Annotated in this window: 15 protein-coding genes, 1 tRNA gene and 1 pseudogene; 8 read left to right on the top strand and 9 right to left on the bottom strand. The window is 65.6% G+C overall.

Annotated elements, in window-relative coordinates; all coding sequences use genetic code 11:
• Window positions 1-5: 5 nt before the first annotated feature.
• Window positions 6-254 (bottom strand): hypothetical protein, encoded by a 249-nt coding sequence (locus BLW38_RS08930; RefSeq protein ID WP_245710119.1) that lies wholly within the window; start codon window positions 252-254, stop codon window positions 6-8.
• A 451-nt stretch (window positions 255-705) separates the two neighbouring features.
• Here BLW38_RS08930 and BLW38_RS08935 point away from each other — a divergent pair, with 451 nt between their 5' ends.
• Entirely contained in the window at window positions 706-4986 is a 4281-nt protein-coding gene (locus BLW38_RS08935; protein ID WP_092816911.1) for an LAGLIDADG family homing endonuclease, read from the top strand.
• A 75-nt stretch (window positions 4987-5061) separates the two neighbouring features.
• Here BLW38_RS08935 and BLW38_RS08940 read toward each other — a convergent pair whose 3' ends face one another.
• The 5 genes and pseudogenes from BLW38_RS08940 to BLW38_RS08960 form a co-directional block, all read right to left on the bottom strand.
• Window positions 5062-6048, bottom strand: coding sequence for a phytoene/squalene synthase family protein (locus tag BLW38_RS08940; RefSeq protein WP_092816912.1), 987 nt, complete (start codon window positions 6046-6048; stop codon window positions 5062-5064).
• A 166-nt stretch (window positions 6049-6214) separates the two neighbouring features.
• Window positions 6215-6304 (bottom strand): HVO_2523 family zinc finger protein, encoded by a 90-nt coding sequence (locus tag BLW38_RS16705; RefSeq protein WP_303645605.1) that lies wholly within the window; start codon window positions 6302-6304, stop codon window positions 6215-6217.
• 217 nt (window positions 6305-6521) lie between these two features.
• Window positions 6522-7379: pseudogene (cruF, locus tag BLW38_RS08950) on the bottom strand (bisanhydrobacterioruberin hydratase); the annotation flags it as partial.
• Window positions 7369-8397, bottom strand: a complete 1029-nt coding sequence (locus BLW38_RS08955) for a prenyltransferase (RefSeq protein ID WP_394327079.1) — start codon at window positions 8395-8397, stop codon at window positions 7369-7371. The pseudogene cruF and the gene BLW38_RS08955, both read right to left, overlap by 11 nt.
• Window positions 8391-9887, bottom strand: a complete 1497-nt coding sequence (locus BLW38_RS08960) for a phytoene desaturase family protein (RefSeq protein WP_092817022.1) — start codon at window positions 9885-9887, stop codon at window positions 8391-8393. Before BLW38_RS08960 ends, BLW38_RS08955 begins: the two co-directional genes overlap by 7 nt.
• Before the next feature lie 187 nt (window positions 9888-10074).
• Here BLW38_RS08960 and BLW38_RS08965 point away from each other — a divergent pair, with 187 nt between their 5' ends.
• From BLW38_RS08965 to hmgB, 4 genes are all read left to right on the top strand, one after another.
• On the top strand, window positions 10075-11424 hold the full coding sequence (locus tag BLW38_RS08965; protein ID WP_092816916.1) for a sodium-dependent transporter: 1350 nt from the start codon (window positions 10075-10077) through the stop codon (window positions 11422-11424).
• A gap of 80 nt (window positions 11425-11504) precedes the next feature.
• On the top strand, window positions 11505-12914 hold the full coding sequence (locus tag BLW38_RS08970) for a sodium-dependent transporter (RefSeq protein ID WP_092816917.1): 1410 nt from the start codon (window positions 11505-11507) through the stop codon (window positions 12912-12914).
• A 69-nt stretch (window positions 12915-12983) separates the two neighbouring features.
• Window positions 12984-14813: a COG1361 family protein gene (locus BLW38_RS08975; protein WP_092816918.1), complete on the top strand. Its 1830-nt coding sequence runs from the start codon at window positions 12984-12986 to the stop codon at window positions 14811-14813.
• 117 nt (window positions 14814-14930) lie between these two features.
• The gene (gene hmgB, locus BLW38_RS08980; protein ID WP_092816919.1) at window positions 14931-16274 is read left to right on the top strand and encodes a hydroxymethylglutaryl-CoA synthase; all 1344 of its coding nucleotides are present in this window, start codon (window positions 14931-14933) and stop codon (window positions 16272-16274) included.
• 42 nt (window positions 16275-16316) lie between these two features.
• Here the strand turns inward: hmgB and BLW38_RS08985 are convergent, their stop codons facing one another.
• On the bottom strand, window positions 16317-16730 hold the full coding sequence (locus BLW38_RS08985; protein ID WP_092816920.1) for a coaE operon protein: 414 nt from the start codon (window positions 16728-16730) through the stop codon (window positions 16317-16319).
• Complete coding sequence (locus BLW38_RS08990; RefSeq protein WP_092817023.1) at window positions 16727-17341, bottom strand: AAA family ATPase; 615 nt, start codon at window positions 17339-17341, stop codon at window positions 16727-16729. The genes BLW38_RS08985 and BLW38_RS08990 overlap by 4 nt, the downstream gene beginning before the upstream one ends.
• A 143-nt stretch (window positions 17342-17484) precedes the next feature.
• Between BLW38_RS08990 and BLW38_RS08995 the strand changes: the two genes are divergently transcribed.
• The 3 genes from BLW38_RS08995 to BLW38_RS09005 all read left to right on the top strand — a co-directional run bounded on the left by BLW38_RS08995 (window position 17485) and on the right by BLW38_RS09005 (window position 18334).
• A tRNA-Arg gene (locus BLW38_RS08995) sits at window positions 17485-17559 on the top strand.
• Between the two features lie 224 nt (window positions 17560-17783).
• Window positions 17784-18170 carry a DUF7718 family protein gene (locus BLW38_RS16935; protein WP_092816921.1) on the top strand — a complete coding sequence of 129 codons (387 nt, stop codon included), beginning with the start codon at window positions 17784-17786 and terminating at the stop codon, window positions 18168-18170.
• Window positions 18125-18334, top strand: a complete 210-nt coding sequence (locus tag BLW38_RS09005) for a hypothetical protein (RefSeq protein WP_092816922.1) — start codon at window positions 18125-18127, stop codon at window positions 18332-18334. The genes BLW38_RS16935 and BLW38_RS09005 overlap by 46 nt, the downstream gene beginning before the upstream one ends.
• 51 nt (window positions 18335-18385) lie before the next feature.
• On the opposite strand, the gene BLW38_RS09010 is transcribed toward BLW38_RS09005, so the two are convergent.
• Window positions 18386-18880, bottom strand: coding sequence for a deoxyuridine 5'-triphosphate nucleotidohydrolase (locus BLW38_RS09010; RefSeq protein ID WP_092816923.1), 495 nt, complete (start codon window positions 18878-18880; stop codon window positions 18386-18388).
• Window positions 18881-19165: the final 285 nt, after the last annotated feature.

Consider the following 19165-nt stretch of genomic DNA (forward strand, 5'->3'; position numbering starts at 1 on the left):
CGTTTCTAGACGATTCCGGACGTCGACAGCAGCAACAGCAGCGCGACGACGACCGCGGCGATCGTGACGAGTTTCCAGGCGATCGCAAGCACGATCCGCCCGACCACGATCACGATGGCCGCGGCGACCAGCGCGATCAGGATCTGGCGGAGCGGGGTCGACGCGAACCCCGGCTGCAGGAGCAGCGACCCGGCCGTCGCCGTGAGTTCGGAGTCGACTGCTGCGGTCTCGGCGGCGGGAAGGATCCCGTTCATACCGTCCCGGAGGGACAGCGACGACATAAGTCTGTGGCCGATCCAGTGTCAGACACATATATAAAATACGTCAGATAGAGCACGTATCGGGCACGTACCGGGCACGTTCGGCCCGTTTCGGGGAGCTGTGCCGCTGATGTGTGGTCCGGTCGATATTCCAACCAAATCCTCGAACACCCCTTCGATTCCACTGTATAAACCGCTGCCTGCTACCGGTATTCGGGTTTTCGGATTCACTTTCGCTCCGGAGGGGGCATCCTTATGAGGCTCGGTAACTGAATACTGAACCGTACGGGCGCGATATCGGTTCGCGCCGTCGAGAAATACTAACGTATCCGACACGATCGCCACCTATTGGGCCGGGAAGGGAAGATACAAGGGTCCACCACAACAGTACCATATCACGATAGATGCACGAGACAGCACACGATCGAGGGGGCGTCATCCCGCGATGAGCGGGAGCGATCTCTCCGCCGACGAGCTCGAACTGCCGATCAAACGCACCACGGGCGAGACACTCGAAGACCGACTGACGGCCAACGCCTATCACAACATTCTGCCGGCCCGCTACCTCCGCAAGGACGCCGACGGAAACCAGATCGAAACCCAGGAAGAACTGTTTGTCCGCGTCGCGAAGAACGTCGCGCTCGCGGAGGCAGTCTATGAAGCCGAGAAACGGGACACCGAGATCACGGTCACGCCCGACCAGCTCAAGCCCGACCACCCGCGCCGCGATGAACTCGCGGCCGAGGTCTTTGGGGCCGGGGTCACCGCCGCCGACGACAGCGAAACGACGCTCACCGCCCACAACGTCAACAAATTCGCCTACGAAACGATCGTTCCGGATCTCCCGGCCGAGATCCGCGACCACGTCGAGGACACGGCCGCGACGTTCCGCGAGGGGATGGAGTCGCTGTCCTTTATGCCGAACTCGCCGACGCTGATGAACGCCGGCGACGAGCTCCAGCAGCTGTCGGCGTGTTTCGTCGACTCACCCGCCGACGACATCACCGACATCCATCAGACCGCCAAGGAGGCCGCAGAGGTTTTCCAAAGCGGCGGCGGAATGGGGTATGCGTTTTGGAAACTCCGCCCCTACGGTGACGCGGTCGGCTCCACGGGCGGGATCGCCTCCGGGCCGATCACCTTTATGCGGACCTACGACCAGATGTGCGAGACGATCGCCCAGGGCGGCGCCCGGCGCGGCGCCCAGATGGGCGTGATGCGCGTCTCCCACCCCGACGTCATCCAGTTCATCCACGCGAAGAACAAGGACGTCTCGCTGGCCCACTCCCTGCGGCTCAACGACCCCGACGACTACACCCACACCTCCTTCAAGGACGCCCTTGCGGAGGCCCGCGAACTGATCGACGACGAGGGGCGCGTCCCCAAACACCTCCGAAACGCCGTCGAGGGGCACCTCTCGAACTTCAACATCTCCGTGGGCGTCACCGACGACTTCATGGAGGCGCTGTACAACGACGAGGAGTTCGTCTTCACGAATCCCCGCACCGAGGAGCCCCACATCGCGACCGCGGAGACGAAGGAGCTCTACGAGATGTTCGACCTCGGCCACCACGTCGAGGTCGGCGAGGAATTGTCGATCCCGGCCGACGAGATTTGGGAACATATGGTCGAGGGCGCCCACGAGAACGGCGAACCCGGCGTCATCTACCTCGAACGGGTGAACAAACAGCACTCCTTCGACGTCGAGGAGCATCCCGACCACCGCATCCTTGCAACGAATCCGTGTGTCACCGGTGACACGCTGATCAGTACAGAAAACGGCCTCGTCGAAGCTGAAGAACTCTACGAACAGGGCGTCGCGCGTGACGTCGTGGTCGACGGTCGTCTCAGTGAGGAGACGCTCAAGGAGGCGAGCAGCGTCTACAAGACCGGTGAAAAGGACGTTTATAAACTCTCCACCGAGGAAGGGTATGAACTCCGTCTGACCGCCGACCATCGCGTGATGACCGACGACGGCTGGGTCGAGGCGGAGAACCTCGATACCGGTGATACCGTCCACGTTCAGAACCGGAAAGGCGCGTTTGGACAGCACGGATCGACCGAGGAAGGCCGAGTCCTTGGCTGGCTCGTCGGTGACGGGCACCTCAAGCACGGCGAGGAACGCGCGGTTCTCAATTTCTACGACGAGGACAGTCAGATTTCCGACGCGTTCGCCACGGACGTAAATGACGTCGTCCGTGAGCCGACCGGAAACGCTGACTACGAGGTCGGTGTTTCGGAGATCTCTCGAAGCGATGACTATCGCGGTGCACAGGCAGTCGAGCAGCGCGTTCGGTCGTCTCGACTGTACGAGTACGCTGCAGAGGCTGACCTCGTCGACGAGAAACTCCAGGTACCCGACGCAGTAATGCGAGGAAGCGAGGAGATGGCCCGCGGATTCCTTCGCGCCCTGTTTACTGCTGATGGCGGCGTACACGGAACTCACGAGAAGGGGAACTCGGTTCGTCTGACAAGCACGAGTACGGACCTTCTGAAGCAGGTTCAGCGACTTCTGCTTAACTTCGGAGTCCACAGCAAAATCTACGAGGAACGCCACGAAGCTGGCGTTCAGGAGATGCCGGACGGAAACGGTGGAACGGCCGAGTACGAACGTCAGGCGGATCACGATCTCGTCATCTCCAAGGACAATCTGTTACGGTTCCGCGACGAGATCGGCTTCCTGCTCGACTCGAAGAGTGAGGCACTCGAGGAGCGACTCGACGACTACGATCGTGGTCCCTATTCCGAGCGATTTGAAGCGACGGTCGCGTCCGTTGAGCCGGACGGCCACGAGGCCGTGTATGACCTGACTGAACCCGACACCAGTTCGTTCGTTGCTAACGGTCTCGTGGTTCACAACTGCGGAGAACAGCCGCTCGAGGAGTACGAGGCCTGTAACCTCGGCCACATCAACCTCTCGACGCTCGCCGACCAGGGCGCGCCCGACTGGCGCGTCTGGAGCGAGGAGCACGCCGACGAGTACGACTCCCAGGAGGCGGCCGTTGACGCCTTCCTTGAGGAGGCGATCGACTTCGAGGAGTTCGACCAGCGCATCGACTACGGCACGCGCTTCCTCGAGAACGTGGTCACGATGTCGGACTTCCCGGTTTCGGAGATCGAACAGAAGGTCCGGGATATGCGGAAGATCGGCCTCGGCGTGATGGGGCTGGCCCAGCTGTACATCCAGCTCGGCGTCCGGTACGGCTCCGAGACCGGCAACGAGATCGCCGGCCAGCTGATGACCCACATCAACCACGTCTCGAAGGAGACTTCCCACGAGCTGGCCGCGGAGCGCGGCTCCTTCAACGACTGGGCCGACTCGAAGTACGCGGATCCGACGGAGTACCGCGAGTGGTTCGAACACCACACGGGCGAGGACGCCGACGAGTGGGCGGACGGGTACCCGATCCGGAACCACAACACGACGACGATCGCGCCGACGGGAACGACGTCGATGATCGGCAACACGACCGGTGGCTGTGAGCCGATCTACAACGTCGCCTTCTACAAGAACGTCTCCGACGACGTCCAGGGCGACGAGATGCTCGTGGAGTTCGACGACTACTTCCTGCGAACGCTTGAGGCCAACGACGTCGACGTCGAGGCGGTCAAACGCGAGGCCCAGGAGCAGATGTCGAACAACGAGTTCGACGGCGTCGAGGGGCTCGACACCGTTCCCAACCCCATCGGCGAGCTATTCGTCGTCACCGGCGACCTCTCGGGCAAACAGCACGCGGCGGTCCAGTGTGCCTGCCAACGCGGGGTCGACTCGGCCATCTCGAAGACCTGTAACTTCCCCAACTCGGCGTCGCCCGAGGACATGGACGAGGTGTACCGATACATCTACGACCACGGCGGAAAGGGCGTCACCGTCTACCGCGACGGCACGCGCTCGAAGCAGGTGCTGACGACCCGTGCGAAGAACGCGGAGTTCGCGGACGAGTCCGAGGCGGCCGAGACGATCGTCGAACAGATCGAGGAGGTCTTCGGCGGCGTCGAGGCGTTCCTCGACAACGAGGACGTTCGGGCGCAGATCGACGCGGAGATCGACGGCCTGCTCGAGGCCAGCGAGCGACCGACGGTCAACTACGCGGAGACGCGTCCCCGTCCCGACTCGCTCAACGGCGTCACCCAGCGGGTCGAAACCGGCTACGGCAAGCTCTACGTGACCATCAACGAGGACGAGAACGGCGGGCCCTTCGAGCTGTTCGCCAACATCGGCCACTCGGGCGGCTACACGAACTCCTTCACGGAGGCGCTCGCGAAGGTCATCTCGACGGCGCTCCGCTCGGGGGTCGACCCGGTCGAGATCGTCGACGAGCTGCAGGGTACGCGCAGCCCGAAGGTCGCCTGGGACAAAGGCGAGCAGATCCAGTCCATCCCGGACGCGATCGGCACGGCGCTGCGTCGCTACCTCGACGACGAGATCGACAAGGGGATCCCCCAGCAGCAGTCGCTGAGCGAGCTCGAGGAGGACGGCACAGAGGACGTGCCGGCAACCGGCGCGGAACAGACCGACGGCGGCGGGGTTGCTGCTGACGCGGCGGCCGACGAGGTCGGTCCGGCGCCGGGTACCGGCAGCGACGTCGCCGAGCCCGAGCAGGACGCCACGCAGGACCTGATCGCGGCCGGCGAGTCGCCGGAGTGTCCCGAGTGTGGCGGTCTCAGCCTCTACTTCTCGGAGGGCTGTAAGACGTGCGAGTCCTGCGGCTGGTCCGAGTGCTGAATCGGTAACGGTACCCTGACGTTCGGGTTCGCGTTCGTGCGGTCTTTTCGTTTTCGCGGTTTTGCGGCCGGGTTCTCACCGCGAGAGGTACGACATCAGCTGACAGTCCCGCCAGCTGTGCGTGTGTGTGGTTCGCGCCGGCGCCTCGACGTCGAAGGAATCGACTGCCGCATAGAAAACGGTCTCCGGGTCGTCGTACCGCCGGAAGAGCCACCAGGTGCGCGCGAGCAGTCGGAGCCGCCGCGCGATCGAGAGCTCGGGGGTTTGCGAGAGCGTATCATAGTCGAGATCCCGGATCAGTCGGTGGTGGTCGGCGTACAACACCGCCGCGAGCAGGACCGCGAGCTGGCAGTCCGCGGGCAGATACCGGATCCCCGCCACACCCTCAGCGTAGAGATCCTCGGTGCGGGCCAGTTCCGCCCGGATCGCGGCGGCGACCGACCCGTCAAAGCGCAGCTCGCGGACCTGATCGACCGAGGCGCCGTGTTCGCGTAGCGTTTCGGCGGGCAGGTAGACCCGGTCACGCTCGCGGACGTCCTCGCCGACGTCCCGCAGGAAGTTGGTCATCTGGAACGCCTCGCCGAGCGTCGTGGCGTGTGGAAGCGCCCGTTCCGGGTCCTCGACGTCCATCACTGCGGTCATCATCCGACCGACCGCCGCCGCCGACCCATCCATATACGCCTCGAGGTCGGCGTACGTCTCGTACCGCGATCGGTCGACATCGCTGGCCATCGCCTCGAGGAACACCGCCACGTCCGTCCGGGCGATTCCGGTCTCGGTCCTGAGGTCACGGAACGCGGCGAGCACCTCGTCGTCCGGATCCTCGCCCGGGGGCTCCTCACCGAGGACGATCCGTCGGATCCGTTCGATCTCGGCCCGTTGTTCGGCCGGCGGAGCGGTGTTGGCCGCGTCGACGATCTCGTCGGCGACGCGGAAGAAGCCGTAGAGGACGTAGGTGGGGTACCGGATCCGCTCCGGCAGGAGGCGCGTGGCGACGTGGAAGGTTGCCCCCGTTTGCCGCTGGATCCGCTTGCCGCGGGCGACCCGGTCGTCGTCGATCATCGGTCCACCCGTGACGCGTCACGATCGGCCGTGATCGATCGATCGGACGTGTATGTGCGGGTTCCCATACCATCGGATCACACGGGACGTAGACCCATAATTGTTCGTGCGCTTTCGATCGACGGCGACGGCGTCGACGGCCCGATCGTCGTCCGGTTCGACCTGCTCAATAGAACGTATCGCTGCAGTCGTAGACCACGCCGTGGGTCGGACAGACGTACTTGCAGTGGCGGTGCTGCATCGGTCGCGTACACAGCGGACAGGGTCGTCCGCCGGCGTCGGTGGGCGTCGCCTCCGGGTCGGTCGCCTCCGGGTCGGTTGCTTGTGCCGACCCGTCACCCTGCCGTGACATACCCTCGAAGAGGCACCGACCGGCCTTAACTCCGATCGGTTTCGAGGTCGTGTGTGACGTCGTCGGACGCCGGTTCCTGCGGGTCGGCGGCGCGACCCCACGTCCCGCGGTGGCGGGGATCGAAGACGCGGGCGTCGAACCGGTCGGCACGAACGAGCCCGACACCGAAGACTACGGCGACGGCGGCCGGCAGAAGGGCCCCGAACCAGAGACTGATCCCGCCCCAGAGGATCACGAAGCTCACCATATCGTCGAGCATGAACGGGCACGACTCGAGCCGGTCGAGCAGTCGCCGCCGGTCGAAGGCCCGATCGAGCGCGACGACGGCAACGGTCGCCGAGAGCACCCAGCCGCGGTAGTTCGAGAGTGGAACGTCGTAGAAGGCGCCGCCGGCGTCGTAGCGCCAGAACCCGAGCGCGACCGCGCCGGGATCCAACACGACGTCCATCGCGATCACGGCCGCGATCACGGCCAGCAGGCGGGCGATCGCGGTCTCCGCGCGCGTATCCAGCAACAACAGACACAGCAGGTACGCGTTCACCACGAGCGGGATGAAAAAGACCGGCAGCGCCAGCGGGACGCCGCCGAGCATCGGCCCCAGATCGATCCCGTAGGTGAACGCGCCGTATGGCCACCCCGTCGCCACCCCGACTGCCTCGATCGCGTAGGTGTAGGCGACGAGCACGCCGATCCAGGCCGCCGCCCGCCGATCGACCAGCGGCAACACCCCGGCGACGAGCGGCGAGCGCATCACCACGACCCCCATCAGCAGGAACCACGGGTTGAACGCCAGCGGTTCGGGAAGCCACCCCGCCGCGCTCGCAACCAGCGAAACTGCTCCGACGATCGGGAACACCACCGCGATCGTGAACCGATTCTCCGCAACGAGCCGGTCGAAGGCGACCTCGACGTCCGCACGCGTTCGCGGGAATCGATTCAGTGCGCTGCCGAGCGGTCCGCCCCCGTCTTCACGCGACACCTACGATCACCCCAACGAGGGCCCACACCTCGACAACGAGGGCCCACACCTCGACAACGAGGGCCCACACCTCGATCGGCAGTCCCGCGTCTGCCGGCCGGACGATCCTGGTTAGGCCGCCGATCGTGAGGGCCGTCCCCACGACGGTGTTGAGCGCCGGGAACCACCAGTAGGCCCGCTCAACCGCCACGTCGGTCGCCGCGACGGCGACGACGAAGATCGGGTAGACGCCCAGCAACGCTCCGAGCCCGGGATCGACGGTTGCGAACGCGGCCGCCGCCAGCGCCCAGCAGCCGGCACAGTACATGTACGTGCGTCGCTCGCCCAGCACGGTCGCGGTCGTCCGGATCCCCGCCGCGCGGTCGGGCTTGATGTCGGGAACCGCGGAGAACGTGTGCATCGCCATTGCCCACACCCAGGCGCTGACGAGGGCGGCCGTCGGTGGATACGTCCCCGAGACTGCGACGTAGGCGGCCGCGCCCGGGAGAACGTACAGGCCGTTCGAGACGGAATCGAGAAGCGGCGTCGTCTTCAACCGGGCCGGCGGCGCGCTGTAGCCGACCGCAAGCAGGAGGAAGCCGCCGAGGTACGGCCACGCGATCGGCGGCGTCACGGCCAGCGTCACGAGGCTCAGAAGGCCGGCCGCCACGATCGCGGCGGTGACGACGCGGTCGCCGCGCCACCGTGACTCGCGTCCGTCCTCGGCCGCCTTCTTCGGGTTCTCGGCGTCGATGTCGGCATCGAACAGGTCGTTAACTCCGTACAGGAGGACGTTGGCGGGCACCAGGAAGTAGCCGAACAGGACGAGTGCCGCCGGACCGAACAGTTCCGGAACGGCGTCGGCACCGTATGCGACGCCCACGATGACCGGTCCGGCCAGATAGAACCAGAACCGGGGCCGTGACAGCACCAGCAGGTATCGGAGCCGGCCACGAACCGTCGGGACGGGAGCCTGGCTCGCGGCGTCGGATCCGCCGTCGCATCCGGTCGACTCGGTCGGCTCGGTCGACGTCACGATCCCGTCATGTACTCCGCGGTCAGTTGGCCGCTGATGAGACACATCGGGACGCCGATCCCCGGGGTGGTGTACGAGCCGGTGAAGTAGAGCCCGTCGACCGCCTCGGAGACGTGCGGCGGCCGCAGTAGCGACGTCTGCCGGAGCGTGTGTGCGAGCCCGAGCGCGGAGCCTCGGTAGCTGTTGTAGCGGTCGTCGAACTCGCTCACCGAGAACGTCTCCTCGAGGACGATCCGGTCGCGCAGGTCGGTTCCGGTGTGCTCGGCGATGTCCTCGAGGATCAGGTCGCGGTACCACGACCGTGTCTCCGCGTCATCGTCGAGGCCGGGCGCGATCGGCACGAGGGCAAAGAGGTTGCTGTGGCCCGCCGGCGCTACCGTGTCGTCGGTCTTCGACGGGACACAGAGGTAGTAGGCAGGGTCTTCGGGCCACGCGGGATTCGCAAAGATCCGGTCGAAGTGTTGCTCCCACTCCGTGGGCAACACGAGCGTGTGGTGGGCCAACTTGGGGACCTCACCCTCGACGCCGAGGTAGATCAGGAACGCCGAGGGCGCGTAGGTCCGCGAGTCCCAGTACTCGTCGGTGTACTGCCGCTTTTTCGGCGGGAGGAGTTCCCGTTCGGTGTGGGCGTAATCGGCGTCCGAGACGACCAGGTCGGCGAGGTACCGCTCGCCGTTTTCGGCGTCGACCGCGAACCCCCCGCGACGACCCTCGATCGCGGTCGCCTCGGCACCCGTAACGTACTCGACGCCCAGCTCCGCCCCGAGATCGACGACGGCGTCGACGACCGCGCCGATCCCGCCGTCGGGATAGTGGACGCCCATGTTGAAATCGACGTGGCTCATCAGGTTGTACAGCCCCGGCGTGTTCCGCGGCGATCCGCCGAGAAACACCAGCGAATACTGCATCAGCTGTTGCAGCTTCGGATGGTCGAAATAGCTCTCGACGTGGTCCTGCATCGAGCCGAGCAGCGAGAGCCCGTGGGCGTGTCGGAGGACGTCGCGATCGACGTAGTCCCGGAGTCGTGGCCGGTCCTCGTAGACGAAGTGTTCCATCCCGACCTCGTAGGTGTATTCCGCCTCCGTGAGATATCGTTCCAGGGCGTCCCCGGCGCCCGGTTCGTAGGACTCGAACAGCTTCCTGTTCGTCTCGAGATCGGGAACGACGTCGACCTGATCGCCATCCTTCCAGAAGACGCGATAGTGCGGATCGAGCTGCGAGATCGAGTAATAGTCGGACGGCGATCGACCGAAATGCCCGAAGAAGCGCTCGAACACGTCCGGCATCAGGTACCACGACGGCCCCATATCGAACCGGAACCCGTCGGTCTCGAGTCGGCTCGCCCGCCCGCCGAGCTGCTCGTTCTTCTCGAGGAGGGTCACCTCGGCGCCCGCATCGGCCAGGTAACACGCCGTCGAGAGCCCGCCGAACCCGCCGCCGATGACGATGATCGACTCGCCCGAAAGCGACCCGATCTCCGGATCCACATCCATAGCGATCGTACGTGCGTCCGGGGTATAAAGGTCGTCCAGAACGCGTCGTCGGTGCGTCGTTCCGGCGTCGAATCGGGCACGTCGTTCCGGGGTCGGATCGAGCGCGTCGTCGGTTCGTTCCGGCGCCGGACCGGTCGGATCCGGAACCACAGGGGTTATCGGGTACAACGGTGAAACGAGCCGATACATGGCTCAACGAGAAACCTGGGCGACCCGTGTCGGGTTCATCCTCGCGGCGATCGGTAGCGCGGTCGGACTCGGGAACCTCTGGCAGTTCCCGTTCAAGACGGCGACGAACGGCGGCGCGGCCTTCGTCGTCTTCTACCTCGCTGCCGTCCTCCTGATCGGCTTTCCGGCGATGCTTTCGGAGTTCGTGCTCGGTCGCCGGACGAAACGCAACGCGATCGACGCCTTCGGCCGGCTTGGCTCCGGTCCGTGGCGGATCGCCGGCGCACTCGCGGTGGTGACCGGCTTCTGGATCCTCTCGTACTACAACGTCGTCGGCGGGTGGGTCCTGCGGTACATCGTTGGGAGCATCAACGGCGCGTACTTCGCGAACCCCGGCGAGTACTTCGCCGCCGTCTCCGCCGGTCCGGGGGCGGTCCTCGCACAGGCGGTCTTCCTTGCGATCGTCGTCGGTATCGTCGCGCTCGGGATCGAGGACGGCATCGAGAAGGCGACCAAGGTGATGGTGCCCAGCATCGTGATCCTGATGGTCGCGCTGGCGATCTGGGTGGCGACGCTGCCCGGATCCGGCGAGGGCTACGCCTTCTTCCTGTCGCCGGACCTCTCGACGATGATCGAGAACGCCGGCACCATCATCCCGTTCGCGGTCGGCCAGGCCTTCTTCACCCTCTCGCTCGGGATGGCGATCATGATCACCTACTCCTCGTACGTGGGGCGTGACGACAACCTGATCCTCGACGGCGGCTCCGTAGTCATCACGAACACCCTCGTCGGGATCCTCGCCGGACTGGTCGTCTTCCCGATCCTGTTGACGATCGGTGCCGGGGCGGACATCACCACCGACACCGGCGGCGCCGGCGCGCTGTTCGTCGCCACCGCGGCCGGCTTCGGATCGGTCCCCTTCGGCCGGCTCTTCGGCGTCGTCTTCTTCGGCGTCGTGTTCATCGCGGCGCTCTCCTCGGCGATCAGCCTGCTCGAGGTGACCGTCTCGTACGCCAACGACAACTACGACGTGCCGCGGCCGATGCTGTCGATCGCGATCGGTATCGCCCTCTTCCTGCTCGGGGTGCCCTCCGCGTGGGACACCGCCTGGTTGACCTGGTTCGACAACATCGCCTACCAGGCACTCCTCCCGCTGTCCGTACTGCTTACGGTCCTGTTCGTCGGGTGGGTCATCGGCCGGGAGTCCGTCGAGGAACTGCTCTCGGGCGCCGAGGGATACGCGACGTTCGGTACCGTCTGGCTATGGACCATCCGCCTCGTGGTCGTCGGCGGCGTGCTGCTCACGCTCGCGCTCGGCATCAACGAGCTGTTCCTCGTGGAGGACGCGGCGTTCTTCGCGCCGTTCTGAGCGTCGGCGTCCTTCGCGCCGCCGCCCGCCGTCGATGCGTCTCGTCAGCCTTTTTCGCGCCGGTCCCCGAGCGCACGACGATGACGAGATCCACGTGGCGGACCCGGATCGGCTTCATTCTCGCCGCCGTCGGGAGCGCGGTCGGGATCGGGAACATCTGGCGGTTCCCGTGGTTAACCGCCGAGAACGGCGGGGCGGCGTTTTTGACGCTGTATCTCGTGTTGGTCGTCGGCGTCGGCGTTCCGGGACTCATCGGCGAGTTCGTGATCGGCCGTCGAAGCAACCGCAATCCGGTCGGGGCCTTCGACGAATTGGCCGGACGGTGGTACCGCCCACTCGGCGCGATCGCGTTGATCGCGTGTCTGGTGATCCTCTCGTTTTACTCGGTCGTCGGCGGGTGGATACTGCGGTACACGTTCGCGAGCACCACCGGAGCCTACTTCGCGGCGCCCCAGCAGTACTTCGCCGCGATCGATTACGGGCTCGGCGCGGTCGGGTTCCACGTCCTCTTTCTGGCGGCGACGGTCGCCATCGTCTACCTCGGCGTCGAACGGGGGATCGAGCTGTCGACGACGGTGATGGTGCCCGGGATCGTCGTCCTCTTCGGCGGGCTCGCCGTCTGGGTCTCGACGCTGCCGGGGGCCGGCGGCGGCTACGACTTCTACCTCTCGCTGGACGTCTCGTACCTTCGTGAGAACTTCTTCAGCGTCCTGCCGGCCGCCGCCGGACAGGCGCTTTTCACCCTCTCGGTCGGGGCCGGCACGATGCTCACCTACTCGTCGTACCTCGGCGAGGACCGGTCGCTTGCCGCCGACGGCACCCTGATCGCGGTTCTCAACACCGCCATCGGCGTGCTTGCGGGACTGGTCATCTTCCCGCTGCTGTTCTCGCTCGGCGTCTCACCCGGCCAGGGCGGTCCTGGCGCCCTGTTCGTGAGCCTCGCCGGTGCCTTCGCCGAGCTTCCGTATAGCCGTCTCGTCGGCGTCGTCTTCTTCGGCGTCGTTCTGCTGGCGGCGCTCTCCTCGGCGATCAGCATCCTCGAGGTGCTCGTCGCCTACCTCGTCGACGAACACGACCTTTCACGTGGCTGGGCGACCCTCGGAACGGGCGGAATCTTCCTCGTCACCGGAACGATCGCCGCGCTCTCGCCGTCCGCCTTCGGGCTGCTCGCCGACACGCTCTCGAACGTCGTGCTCACGGCCGGCTTGATCGGCTTTCTGCTCTTCGACGGGTGGGTGCTCGGCCGACTCGCCCGTGAGGAGTTCGGCCGAGGGGCCGGCCCGATCGCCCAGATATTCGAAGCGCCGTGGTACTACGCGATCGCGGTCGTTCTGCCGGTCTTTCTCGCGTTCACGCTCGTCACAAGCGTGGCGGGAATCGTCGGGATCGACACCTCCACCGGCTCGGCTATGGCACTGGCCCTGATCGGCATCACCGCGGTGGTCCTCACGTTCCGTCGTCACGGGATCCCGGTCGAACGCTCGGCCTGAAACACCTCGATCGGCCGGAGTACCTCTCAAAGGGTACAATTATACCGATCCGTGTCGTATATACCTTCCGTGCGTGCACAGTCGTCGGCGATCGGCGCGATCATGATTCTGGGGGTAGTCATTGCCCTCACAACGACGGTCGGAGTCGCCGGCCTCGCCGCCGTGACCGACGACGCCCCGGGGAGCACCGGGGCGACCATCGTCGAGACTGAGGTGACCGAATCGGCCGTTTCCGTGATTCACGGCGGCGGCGACGCGCTCGCCGCCGATTCGGTCTCGATACGGATCGAACACGACGACCAGGTCGACCGCTATCGGCTGGACAGGACCGACGGTCCGGGCACCGTCACCCCGGTCACCGGGACGTGGCGCCCCGGTGACGAGTGGCGACTCACGTCTCCGCCGTACGGCGACGCGGACACCGTCGTCGTTTCCGTCGTCCACGACGCCTCGGGTGAGGTGCTCGACCGGACCACCCGCGACCTCGCCGCCACGAACGATGCCGGTGACGGCGACGACACCGATGACGGCGACGACACCGATGACGGCGATGCTGATGATGACGAGGAGGAGCCCACCGCACCGACCCTCGAGTTCGCCTCGATCGACGGGCTCGAGGACGCCGACACGGACCACGAGTACGAACCCACCGTCACGGTCGCCGAAACCGCGGGTGTGACCGCCGAGAACGTGACCGTGACGCTCACGATCGAGGCCGACGACGGCGTCGAGGAGACGATCGACGTCGGAACCGTCTCCGCGGACGGGACCGCGACGGTCACCTTCGAGGACGTCGGCGACTTCGACGCGGGGCGTTACGAGTGGACCCTGACTGTCGAGTCCGACACGACCGACCCGATGGCGGAGACCGGGACGATCCTGGTCGAGGAGGAGGACGAGTCGCCGGCGATCGAGATCGAGGAGGTTCGCGGCCTCGAGGATGGCAGCACGTCGGGGTCCTACGCGCCGGCGATCGATATCAAGGAGGATAACGGCGCGCTCGCGGAGAACGTTTCCGTCTCACTCCAGATATATGCTGGCGACGACGTGGACGAAGAGGACGAAGTCGACGAAGAGGACGAGAGCGAGGGGTCGATCGTCTACGAGGAGACGAACACCTCCATCGGGTCCCTCATCGCGGAGACCGCCACCGTGGAGTTCAGGGTCGGGACCCTGGGTCCCGGCGAGTACACCTACGAGGTCACCGCCGACGCGGATGACGTGGATCCGGTTTCCGAGGACGGCGACTTCGAGGTTGACGGCCCCGAGCTGGAGATCGAGGACGTCAACGGGCTGGACGACGCCGACTCCGTTACTCCGACTGCGGCGTCCGTCGAGATCGAGGAGGACGAGGGCGTTCGGGCGGAGAACGTGTCGGTTCGGTTCCTTGTCACCGACGGGGACGGAAACGAGGTCTTCAACGTGACGAACGACTCTCTCGGTGCCATCCACGACGAGTCTCGGACCGTACCCTTCGATACGGGACAGCTTGAATCGGGCGAGTACAGCTACGAGATCACGGTCGATGCCGACGACACGGATCCGATCACCGAGAACGACGACTTCGAGGTCGCGGCGGTCAGTCACTTCGAGACGCTGACCGCGACGACCGAGGAGACCGGGAAATCGGGGAAGGTGAAGGACGCGACCGTCTCCTGGCGCGCGGACGACGTCGAGATGGTCACGATCGCGATCGAGGGGATCGACGACGATCTCGAGGCGGAGTTCGAGGGGTCCGAGGCCGTATCGGGGACCACCACCTTCGAAAATGTGAACGACCAGGGCATCACGATCCGTGCGACCGTGGAGGGTCCCGATGACGGGATGACGTGTACGGTCGAGGACGTCGACGGCTCAACGTCGTTCACCCGGGCGGACTTCTCGTGTGAACGGGACTGAGACCCCTCCCCGTGGCTCCGGCGGAAACGGTCCACTCCGTGATCGTCGCTTCCGTTTCGATCATTGACGTACCATCCTATCGACAGGCCCTTATGGGCGGTTCCCGAACCCCCGGCTATGACTGCCGTCGGCATCGACGCGATCGAGATCCGCACGGGCAAGCTACAGCTCGACCTGCCGAACACCTTCGCCCCCAAGAAGGGCGAGGACCCCGAGAAGTACACGAAGGGGCTCGGCCTTGAGACCTCCTCGTTCCCGGACGTCTACGAGGACATCGTCACGATGGGGGCCAACGCGGCCAAGTCGTTGCTCGACCGGAAGGGACTGGCGCCCGACGAGATCGGCCGGATCGACGTCGCGACCGAGTCGGCCTTCGACCACTCGAAGCCGGTCTCGACCTACATCGCCGGCTGTCTCGAACAGGTCTACGACGGCGACTTCCGACACGCCAACAAGGGCGAACGGAAGTTCGCCTGCGTCTCGGGCACCCAGGCGATCGACGACGCGTACAACTGGATCCGCGCCGGCCGCAACCGCGGGCGCGCGGCGCTGGTGATCGCGACCGACACGGCGCTGTACGAGCGGGGCGACCCCGGCGAGGCCACCCAGGGCGCCGGCGCCGTCGCGATGCTCGTCACCGAAGACCCCTCGATCGTCGAGTTATCCACCGAACAGGGCTACGGAAGCATGGACGAGACGGACTTCCTCAAGCCGAACCAGCAGTTCCCCAGCGTCGACGGCAAGCGCTCGATGCAGGTGTACCTGTCCCGGATGCGCGAGGCGCTCGAGGACTACGAGTCGATCGTCGGTCCAGTCGAACCCGACACCGTCGCGTACGCCCCGTTCCACACCCCGTTCCCGGGAATGGTCCGGAAGGCGGGGCTGTTCGCCTACCGACACATCACCCGAAACACCTCGATCGAGGACGAGCTGGCCGACTCGATCGGTCGCCAGCCCCGCGAGGACGACTACGGCTCCCGGGAGGCCTACGAGGAGGCGATCAGCGAGTATATGGACGCGCTCAAGGGAACCGACCGGTATCAGGACTGGTACGCCGAGACGATCGAACCGACCCTCGGGCTCTCGCGGGTGGTCGGCAACTGGTACACCGGATCGGTCCACCTCGCTCGCACGAGCGCGCTCCGTGATGCGGCCGAGCGCGGCCTCGACGACGCGTTCGTCGGCGAACGCCTGTTGGTCGGCTCGTACGGCTCCGGCGCCCAGGCGGAGATCCACTCCGAGACGGTCCGGCCCGGCTGGCGCGAGGAGATCGAGGCGCTCGACATCGACGAGCAGCTCGCGTCGCGGTACGACCTCTCCTTCGAGGAGTACACGCAGGTCCACGAGGTCCACGACTACGACAAGTCGGTCGACGTCGAGGAGTTCACCGTCCCCGACGGCGAGTTCGTCTTCACCGGCTGGGGCCGGATGAACGAGCGCACCTACGACTACGTCGAGTAGGACCCGTATTCGCCCACCGCGGGACGCACGGATCCGCGTCGATCAGGCGTCCGGGTCGATCGGCACCCCATCCTCGGTCCGCGGGGCGATGTGGTCGATGAACGACTCGACGTCCGGCTCCCGGACCGTCACCGAGACGTCGATGTCGCCGAGTTCATCCGGCGAGCCGACCGCGAAGGTCACGACACCCTCGAAGGCGGGCTGTTTCTTGATCGCGAACTCGAAGCCGTCCTCGTCGGCGGTCTCGAAGAACACGCGGCGAGCCGTGTCGAGGATCTCCTGCTCGTGGAGCACGTCCGAGAACGGATCCAGCGTGTGCGTCTCCGCGACGAGTCGGCCGTCGCGGAACGTCAGCTCCGCCTCCGGGAAGACGTGTCTGACGGCGTCGGCGACCCGGTCGGTGACCTCCGTGTCGTTGACCGGAGCCTCGATCCGCACGTCGATGCTGTAGATCACGATCCGTCGCCCCGTTCGGCCCGAACGGCAGTGTCCCCGGTCGTGTCGTCGGATCCCGCGTCGATCCTGAGGAGGTCCCGGACCCGGTCGCGAAACGCCGACAGTGAGTCGGTGTTGTCGATCTCGACGTCGGCCGCGTCGATCACCGCTCCCAGCCCGAGATCGAGTTCCCGCTCGTCGCGTTCCCGAAGCGCCTCGACGTCCGCGTCGGCCGCGTCACGGCCACGGGCGGCGAGGCGCTTCGCGCGAACGTCGAACGGTGCCCGGATCGCCACGAGCGTGAAGTCGTCACCGAACGCCTCCCGGAACCGCTTGAGCTCGACCGGTGACCGGAGCCCGTCGACGAGCACCGTTTCCACGTCCGACCCCGCCGTCTCGATCGCCTCCCGGATCCGGGGGACGGTCCGGGCCGCGATGGCGTCGGGTCCCTCCTCCTCGCGAAGCTCGCCGGCGACTCGACCGTGGTGCTCGGCCGGATCGATCCCGCGGTTCCGACACGCCTCGCGGATCACGTCGCCCATCACGACGACCGGGATTCCCGCTTCCGTCGCGACCGTCGCCGCTTCCCCTTTTCCGCTCCCGGGAAGCCCGACGGTACCGATAACGCGCATTACTCCGTCGTCGGCCGCGACCGCCATTAAGCGCTGCGAAGCGACCCCGATCCGTTCGAGCACGCCGGCGACGACGTCGATCGACGGTGATCGACGGCCGAGAACCTCATCCCTTATAAGCGATCGACCGTACGTTCCGATGAGGGCACGTAGCTCAGCCAGGAGAGAGCGTCGGACTTCTAATCCGATGGTCGTGGGTTCGAATCCCACCGTGCTCGTTGAATTCACCGTGAGCGTGCATTTGTGAGTTACTGGTGAGTACGGTCCGGGACAAACAGCACTTGACCGGCAACGTCGTCGATGTTCGGCAGCTCAACAATCTTCAGTCGTTCGAGAACCGTGGCCGTTTCCCGGAAGTTCACCATCATTCACCTAGTCAACCGCGACCGAGGAGACGGAGCAGAACTGCTTAACGGTTCCAGGTATTCGGACGGCGTAGACGATGGGAAACGGGACCGTACACTACATCGAGTGGGTCGAATATCCACACGCTCGGCTTCGCGTCGAAATCGACAAAACCGCGGGCGTTCCCACTCGATTCGTCGTTCAACTCGAACGGCGTGTCGACGAGTTCTGGCAGCAGGTCGTTCGATTCGATCACGACCCGGAGAATCCGATGGGACACGACATCATCGAGGAAGGACTCCATATGGACGTGTACCGTAATGGTGAAAAGAGCCGCGTGAAAGACGACTTCCCACCCGTGGACTTAACACGAGCGCCGCGCTACTGTATTGCGTACATTGAGCAGCACGCAGGGATACTGCTCCGGAGGTTCGAACAATGGCACGATCTGAATCAGGATCCGACCCGCGGGATGAGCCGATGAGCGACGCCGAACTCGACGCGTTCGAGGACGCCGTCGACGACCTCGGCGAGCGCGTGAGCGAGTACCTTGCGGACGGGACCGACCACACCGCAGCCGAAATAGAAACCGACGTCGACGAGCTTCCGATGCCCGACCCACTTGACGATCGAGCCGTCAACGAGTAGCTACTCCCTGCCAGCGTCTCAACGATATCCTTATAGCCCCCGGCGGCGGCCCTAGAGCCCCTCGCCCTGATACGCGCCGTCGTAGGTGTCCTCGTGGTCCGCCGCGGCGAGGACGAGCTGGGCGATCCGTGCATCGCGTTCGATCGTGATCGGCCGGCCGACCTGCAGGAGTCCCTCGCCGACCCCCTCATAGCCCGCGTCCCAGACCGCGGTGTTGAGCATACAGGAGTTCCGCAACAGCGAGGAGCGTGGGTAGACGAACCCGACGTGCCCCTCGGGGATCCGGACCGGTTCGCCGTACTCGACGACGTAGGCACCGGGTTCGAACCGATAGACATCCGCATCGCCATCTGCATCACCACCCTCGATCGGCACCGGCGTCCGGTCGCCGACTGTCTTTCCGTCGCGGCCGATGTGTCCCGGGGTGGTCTGCTCGTAGGCGGTTCCGAGGGTGAGATCGACGCCGTTCGGCTGTCGCTGTGCGGCTGTGAGGTCGGCGCCGGCCGCCTCGAGCGCGGCGGCGACGCGGGCTCCGGATTCGAACATACCCAGCGATCGACCCCCGGCCGGCAAAACCGTATCGACGGGTCCACGCCGAAGCACACGACGGGCCCACGTCGAAGTCACGCGCCGACGTTCCATCGACGCCGTCGAGACCGATCGGCGTCGATCGTCGTCGATCGCCGTCCGTGTCCTCTGTTCTCACTGGCCAGTTTTGTTGCGTGTTACCGCGATCTCGATCACCCCAAAATTGCCGGACACAGCGATCCTACACGGTCGTATAGGCGAAAAACTCGCGGGATTTATATCCGAGGCGACTCGACTTACGGT

This window comes from Halopenitus malekzadehii, assembly GCF_900108505.1.
GTDB classification, from domain to species: Archaea; Halobacteriota; Halobacteria; order Halobacteriales; family Haloferacaceae; genus Halopenitus; species Halopenitus malekzadehii.

Bases quoted from the DNA above. Each gene is read 5' to 3' on its own strand.
- BLW38_RS09005 (WP_092816922.1), top strand. From the start codon at position 18,125: ATGGCACGATCTGAATCAGGATCCGACCCGCGGGATGAGCCGATGAGC.
- BLW38_RS16935 (WP_092816921.1), top strand. From the start codon at position 17,784: ATGGGAAACGGGACCGTACACTACATCGAGTGGGTCGAATATCCACAC.
- BLW38_RS08930 (WP_245710119.1), bottom strand. From the start codon at position 254: ATGAACGGGATCCTTCCCGCCGCCGAGACCGCAGCAGTCGACTCCGAA.
- BLW38_RS09010 (WP_092816923.1), bottom strand. From the start codon at position 18,880: ATGTTCGAATCCGGAGCCCGCGTCGCCGCCGCGCTCGAGGCGGCCGGC.
- BLW38_RS08965 (WP_092816916.1), top strand. From the start codon at position 10,075: ATGGCTCAACGAGAAACCTGGGCGACCCGTGTCGGGTTCATCCTCGCG.
- BLW38_RS08990 (WP_092817023.1), bottom strand. From the start codon at position 17,341: ATGCGCGTTATCGGTACCGTCGGGCTTCCCGGGAGCGGAAAAGGGGAA.
- BLW38_RS08940 (WP_092816912.1), bottom strand. From the start codon at position 6,048: ATGATCGACGACGACCGGGTCGCCCGCGGCAAGCGGATCCAGCGGCAA.
- BLW38_RS08935 (WP_092816911.1), top strand. From the start codon at position 706: ATGAGCGGGAGCGATCTCTCCGCCGACGAGCTCGAACTGCCGATCAAA.
- BLW38_RS08960 (WP_092817022.1), bottom strand. From the start codon at position 9,887: ATGGATGTGGATCCGGAGATCGGGTCGCTTTCGGGCGAGTCGATCATC.
- hmgB (WP_092816919.1), top strand. From the start codon at position 14,931: ATGACTGCCGTCGGCATCGACGCGATCGAGATCCGCACGGGCAAGCTA.
- BLW38_RS08970 (WP_092816917.1), top strand. From the start codon at position 11,505: ATGACGAGATCCACGTGGCGGACCCGGATCGGCTTCATTCTCGCCGCC.